This window comes from Ruoffia sp. FAM 26255 (genome assembly GCF_045528525.1).
Lineage (GTDB): Bacteria > Bacillota > Bacilli > Lactobacillales > Aerococcaceae > Ruoffia > Ruoffia tabacinasalis.
This window is the reverse complement of sequence record NZ_JBGQQX010000082.1, coordinates 1-6,240: the sequence shown is the minus strand read 5'-3', so window position 1 is coordinate 6,240 and position 6,240 is coordinate 1. Positions and strand designations below refer to the sequence as shown.

Annotated in this window: 6 protein-coding genes; 2 read left to right on the top strand and 4 right to left on the bottom strand. The window is 34.9% G+C overall.

From position 1 onward, the window contains the following. Window positions 1-114: 114 nt before the first annotated feature. Genes ACEN31_RS10855 through ACEN31_RS10845 form a run of 3 tightly spaced genes read right to left on the bottom strand, consistent with a single transcriptional unit; the run spans window position 115 to window position 3,258 of the window. Window positions 115-1,257 (bottom strand): ABC transporter permease, encoded by a 1,143-nt coding sequence (locus tag ACEN31_RS10855; RefSeq protein ID WP_407109420.1) that lies wholly within the window; start codon window positions 1,255-1,257, stop codon window positions 115-117. Continuing rightward, entirely contained in the window at window positions 1,244-2,311 is a 1,068-nt protein-coding gene (locus tag ACEN31_RS10850; RefSeq protein ID WP_407109419.1) for an ABC transporter permease, read from the bottom strand. Before ACEN31_RS10850 ends, ACEN31_RS10855 begins: the two co-directional genes overlap by 14 nt. After that, on the bottom strand, window positions 2,308-3,258 hold the full coding sequence (locus tag ACEN31_RS10845; protein WP_407109418.1) for an ABC transporter ATP-binding protein: 951 nt from the start codon (window positions 3,256-3,258) through the stop codon (window positions 2,308-2,310). The genes ACEN31_RS10850 and ACEN31_RS10845 overlap by 4 nt, the downstream gene beginning before the upstream one ends. A 140-nt stretch (window positions 3,259-3,398) precedes the next feature. On the opposite strand from ACEN31_RS10845, the gene ACEN31_RS10840 reads away from it, so the two are divergent. Continuing rightward, on the top strand, window positions 3,399-4,460 hold the full coding sequence (locus ACEN31_RS10840; RefSeq protein WP_407109417.1) for a histidine kinase: 1,062 nt from the start codon (window positions 3,399-3,401) through the stop codon (window positions 4,458-4,460). A 61-nt stretch (window positions 4,461-4,521) separates the two neighbouring features. Here ACEN31_RS10840 and ACEN31_RS10835 read toward each other — a convergent pair whose 3' ends face one another. Beyond that, complete coding sequence (locus ACEN31_RS10835; protein ID WP_407109416.1) at window positions 4,522-5,079, bottom strand: hypothetical protein; 558 nt, start codon at window positions 5,077-5,079, stop codon at window positions 4,522-4,524. 308 nt (window positions 5,080-5,387) lie between these two features. On the opposite strand from ACEN31_RS10835, the gene ACEN31_RS10830 reads away from it, so the two are divergent. Beyond that, entirely contained in the window at window positions 5,388-6,140 is a 753-nt protein-coding gene (locus ACEN31_RS10830; RefSeq protein ID WP_407109415.1) for a helix-turn-helix domain-containing protein, read from the top strand. Window positions 6,141-6,240: the final 100 nt, after the last annotated feature.

Here is a 6,240-nt window from a genome sequence, read left to right as displayed (position 1 = left end):
TGCCTTTAGCTAACAGTTCCTACTGCCAAGTCTGTAGTGGACTTTCACCACCAAGTTATCGCCCATGCCGGGCGCACATGAAAAAGTCCAAGAGTTTCCTCAAGGACTTAAAGTTTATCGTTTACCTGCACGCTTTTGTTGTGATATTGCTACACCTAATAAGGTGAAGACAACGGCGAAGGCTAATAGTAAGCCCCACTCGGTTAATAAATCTGAATACGAATTGATGTCTTTCATGACACTTTGTCTAAAGTAAAACAAAGGAGAGAAATGAGCAATTCGTTGGATGGCCGTTCCCATAATTTCATAAGGGATGAATAAGCCTGACAAGAATGCGAGTCCCAAACTAATGACGGTTGTGAGTCCATTAATAATATTGCGATTGTTCGTGATTGATGTCATTAAAAATGCCATCGATAAGGCTGTTAGAATGAACAAGGTAAGTGAAATAATGACTCGAACGTAATCAATCGGAATAGAACTCGGTATATAGAACCAAAGAACTGAGATAGTAACGAGTAGAATTAACCCACCATACGTTATTTGTCCTAAGACAACTTGGGTATTATATTTTAGATTTGAAATTCCACTCAAATTAATGCGGTCTTGAATTTTATCAGATTTAATTTCTGACATAGCCATACCAACTGTTCCAAGTATAATTTGGAGGACAAAGTAACCCACTAATGCAATCCCGGTTGTATAAGCCAAGAGAATGTTTTGATTATCAAGTCCACCAACCATTTCAACTTCGGCTGTTTCATTCAGAGTTGAATCGAGCTGATTTGTTAACTCTGAGGTATCACTGACTCCAGAAGCGACTCGTGCATTAGCTAAGCGTAAGTAGTTATCTACCTCTGTATTAAGTTGCGCACTACTCATATCACGTTCATTCAAAAGTAACTCAACTTGGCCCGCTTGTCCATTTATTACTAATTCTTCAAAATCCTGAGGAATATATAACATCCCCTGGTAAGTTCCAGAAAAGACTTCATTTTCAACGTCTTCAATAGTGACATCGGAAAGCATTTCTACTTCATGCGATGCGCTCAAGTAATCAACTAAATGCTCGCTCAGTTGATCGTCACTGTGGTTCACAACTGCAATATCTAAGGTTACACTTGAGAATTCTTGATTTTCACCTGCTTCTGGTTGTCCAATGGCTACAAATACGAAACCAAGGAAAATAAGGAAGTAAATAATCAGCTCTTTCCAATAGGTTGAGAAGATGTGGATGATCATTTTATAGATGGTCATAACGTTTCCCCCTTAAGTAATAAACTGAGAATGTAAACATAAGTATGATATAAACTACCATAATCAAGATACCTTGTGAAAGAATGGTCGTGTCATTCAGTAAATTGATACGGTAGAAATTCTCAGTAATAATGTTTACTGGATTAATTTTGTTGAACCATGGAATCCTGTTGTTTACAAATTGCTTCACACCAGTCACCATTCCCCCAGAGATGAAGGTTAAAATCAGCGCTAATGCGACAACGATTTGAGTTTTTCCATCAATCTTCAACTTTGGAACAAGTCCGACAACAATTCCCAGCATAATCCCGAAAATATTCCCAAGGAAAATAAGCAGGAAACTATAACCGAAATGATTCACGACTTGAATTCCGAGCACATATTGGATATAGACAATTAAGATGATATTCGCAGCAAAGTTTACGAGAACAGCATTTAAAGCATTCAACCCAATATAGCGATAGCGTTTTAATGGTGTGATGGTCAACCGTGATGCGAGTGAACTTAAGGGAGCTAGAATTTCAGCTGAGATTTGCACGCCATAAAATCCCCCGTATAAACTAACCATTGCGATTAAACCAAAGAACATAATCACGATAAACGAACCAGGTGTCGATTCCATTTTGACAAATTCCGTAGTGTAATCTATGTTCAACGCATCCAATCCCATCGCTGTGGTTTGTTTCACTTGATCGATGATAGTTTTGACGATGGATGTATTAACATTACTTTCATTCATTAATAAGTTACCATCTTGCTTTACATAGACTTCTATTTCTTCTGCTTCCAACCGATCTCTTGCCTCTTCTTCGCTCATCGTCGTCACATCGAGAACTTCTATGTCAGACAAAATTTCGCCGTAACTGTAAAAGGGAGTTGATTCAGTTGTCACTCCAATAGGTACAGCTTCTATGTCACCTTCAATTAAACCTGATGATGCGAAGAAATACAGAGAAGCAAGAATTAGCGGCAAACCAAAAGTATAAAATAATATATCTGGTGTTCGAATAAATCTCAGAAAATAATACTTTAGTTGCGTTAGCGCTACTCTCATTGGTCACGCAGCTCCTTCCCAGTCAGTTCTAAGAAGATTGAATTTAAATCTGGCATTTGACTATATAATTGGGTATAAGACAATTCATGTTCTTCAATGAATTTTACTAATTGAACGACATGATTATTTCCTTCGTCAAAGACGAGTCGCCATTTGTTTTTACCTGTCTTCTCAATCGTATTGAGATTTGGTAATTCTTTCATTTCGTCAATTTGTTCGGGAATAATATCAAACAATTCGATATTAATAATCTCGCCTTGATTCACTTTTTGTTGTAATTGTTCTAAAGTCCCATCAGCAATGTTTTGACCTGAGTCCATAATCACAACGCGATCACTAATTTGCTCCGCTTCGTCCAAGTAGTGCGTTGTATACACGATGGTGGCGCCATTTTCATTCAAGCGTTTTATCCCTTCCAAGATAAAATTACGACTTTGAGCATCAACCGCAACTGTTGGCTCATCCATAAAAATCAAATCTGGTTGGTGAGCGATTCCACAGGCTATATTTAAACGCCGTTTTAACCCTCCACTTAATTTCTTTGGAATAAATTTGCTGTATTTATCTAATTCTACAAACTTAATTGCTTCATTAACTAAACGACGGCGCTCAGCTTTATCTTCAATATATAAACCACAAAAGAAATCAATATTTTCAAATACTGTCAATTCTTCGAACAAAGCAACATCCTGAGGCACCACGCCTATTCGTTGCTTAATTTTATAGCTGTTAGGTTTTAATTCTTCTCCAAATACATCGATCTCACCTTTATCATAAGTGAGTAAGCCGAGTATCGAATTAATTAATGTCGTCTTACCACACCCATTTGGACCAAGTAAGCCAAGGATTTCACCTTTATATACCGATAAATTAAAATGATCTAAGGCAACCAATTTGCCGTAACGTTTTACAAGTTGTTTTACTTCTACTGCAATATTATCTGTCATTTTTTTCACTCCTTACTTGATTTGTTAACTTAAGTATAAAGGTAAATTCTTTCATGCAGTAGTGTCATTGCGCTAATTTTGATATGACATTTGTCATGAGTTTGGTAGAATGAAAGAAATATCAAATAAAGGAGGCGGCTATGAGAAGTAAAACATTTATTATAGAGGCTTTATGGATGCTCTTAATTACACTCAGTATGCGATTAATGATGACACAAGATGAAATTATAACGATTGTTTTAGAATCACTATTATCCATTTGCTTCATTGCATTAAGTGGAATCATTGTTAATAAACGATTTCGAATGATGTTAAATATAGTTGTTAGTCTCTTAGGTGTGCTCGTCGCTCCATCATATATTTTGTTATTACCGCTTGTATACTTATTGACTTTTGATATTGGTTTTTACAGTTTATTAGTACTCCTGGTGGCTTTTATTATTAATCCAGGGAGTTATTATATGTTATTGATCGGAATTTTAGGGGTATATATCGCTGATCAAAGTCAACAAATCATTCAACAACAAGCCTCGTTAAACGAAGTGAGAGATACGTTAACAGAAGAGCAATTACGGATGAAAAATCAAATGAAGGATTTAATTCAATCTAACCAAAAAGACGTCGATATTAGCATCTTGTCAGAGCGTAATCGGATTTCGAATGAACTACATGATGCGATCGGTCACTCGCTCGCCCGAAGTATTATTCAAATTGAAGCAATCATCATTGCGAATGATAATGATAAAATTGAAAAGCAACTCAATCAATTGCAAATTAATTTACGGCACGGAATGGATGATATTCGCCATACCATTCACCATATCCACCATGAAAGTCTAGACTTTGAAGTCAGTATTGACAATATGCGTGAGGAATTCGCACCGCTGATGATTAATTTTGATCTGCATACTGAAACTGAATTTAAATATAATCAGAAGAAAGATATCTTGTCGATTATTCGTGAAGCGATCATTAATAGTATTAAGCATTCTAATAGCACGCAAATGAATATCATCCTCCAAGAATTTCCAGAGCATAATAAATTGCTGATTAAAGATAATGGTACGGATTACGATGAGAATCAAGATCATTCTGAAGGCATGGGCAAGACAATTATTCGCCAGATTGCTAATAAATACAATGCCCCCATCCTCTTCTACTATCAAAATGGGTATATTGTTCAGATGAACTTGCCCAAATAAAAAAATCTGATAGATTCCTTTTTGAGGAATTTATCAGATTTTTCTATTAGCTTTCATATAACTACTCCACTAACACAAAGTCATAGGAATTATATTCCAACGTATTATCTTCTCCACGAGTGAACTCAATGAGGTCTTCATTAAACAGTTTTACACGAATCGTCTCATCAGACTCGACAATCTCAGGGTTAGAAATAGTGAATACCACATTCCCCATAGGGTCAATCGATGAATATATTCCGGATGACGCATGTTGAATTTGTTCAATCACATTAAAAACAGTCGGATTATTTTTTAAATCAAGTTGATCTTCAATCGCGTTAAAGCTAATTCCTAACTCATCTTGTAAAACTTGTAAATCATCAGACTCGGCATTTGGATCCACTTGAGCAAGCAAGGCTTCATCTGTATGCTTAGATAATAATAAAATAATTTCTCTTGCCTCAGCTGCTTCATTATTTATTGTTACTTGAACACTACTGGGTGTAAAGACAATATGACTGATCGGACTTTCTTCATTATCACTGACATAACTTTGATTATCGTTGGCAGAGACGGGTGTTTGACTGATTAATAATAGTGACACAACTAGCATGACGTACTTAACTATTTTTTTCATTAGAATATTCTACTCCTCTATAATTAGTTTATTTATTGGATTACCTGAATTAGATGTCACATACCCAGTATAAGTCACATACCACGCATACATATTACTTCCAACTCCTCCTCCATATCTTCTCTCAGAATAAGATTCATATAACGTACCTTTATATAGTCCGTCATTATATGAAAATTATTATAATTTGCTTTATAAACTCACCCCCTATATACTTATAATAAAATAATTTTATAGATTTTGGGTTGTCTTTAAAGTATATATTATTTAATCGCAAATTGTTCTAGTATTCTTATAGGAGGTCAAAAATGGTTTCGTACGGTAAAATAATCAAGAGTATTCGCGAAAATAAAAAAATGACGCAAAAAGAACTCGCCGAGGGTATTGTCACTCCTCAATTTTTATCGCAATTTGAAAATAATAAATATGATATTAAGCTCGATAATTTTCTAATGATTCTTGATCGATTGAATGTTAAATATAGTGAATTTATCGTGCATGTGCTTACATCAGACCCACCACTGCAAAGTAACTTTCTAAATCAATATTCAAAAGCTTACTATTCGAGCAATAAAGTACTTTTAAAAAAACTAGTGGAACAAGAAAAGGAATTATATAGTGAAAATTCAAACTTTCGTCACTTACACAATGCCATTATTGCCTCTCAACGTTTCCAGTTAATCAATCATAATGGATTTAATCGCGATGACACCAATATTATTATGGATTACTTAAAAGATGTCTATGATTGGGGACATTATGAAGTAGCGTTATTTGCAAATAGTATGTTTTTCTTGGATATTGAGCACATGAATTACTTTAAAACTATGGTCATTAATAAGATTAAAAAGTACGGTTCTAAATTAAGGCTAAATGGAGAATTTTCGAAAGTATTACTTAATATGATTGATTATCTGTTGAAACGAAACGAATTGGAAGATATTGATGACTTAATCTCCGAGACCGAAACCTTTCTAATAGGTGAAAAAAGTTTTTATGAAAAAAATCAACTAAATTATCTTAAAGGTTTATATTATACGCCGATTGTAAAATTAAGCTAGACAACTAAAACAGCCATTTGTGGTACACTCAACTTGTAATTCCGACCAAAGAATACAAAGGAGTGACCACAAATGACCTACACCCATCTTACCACGGATG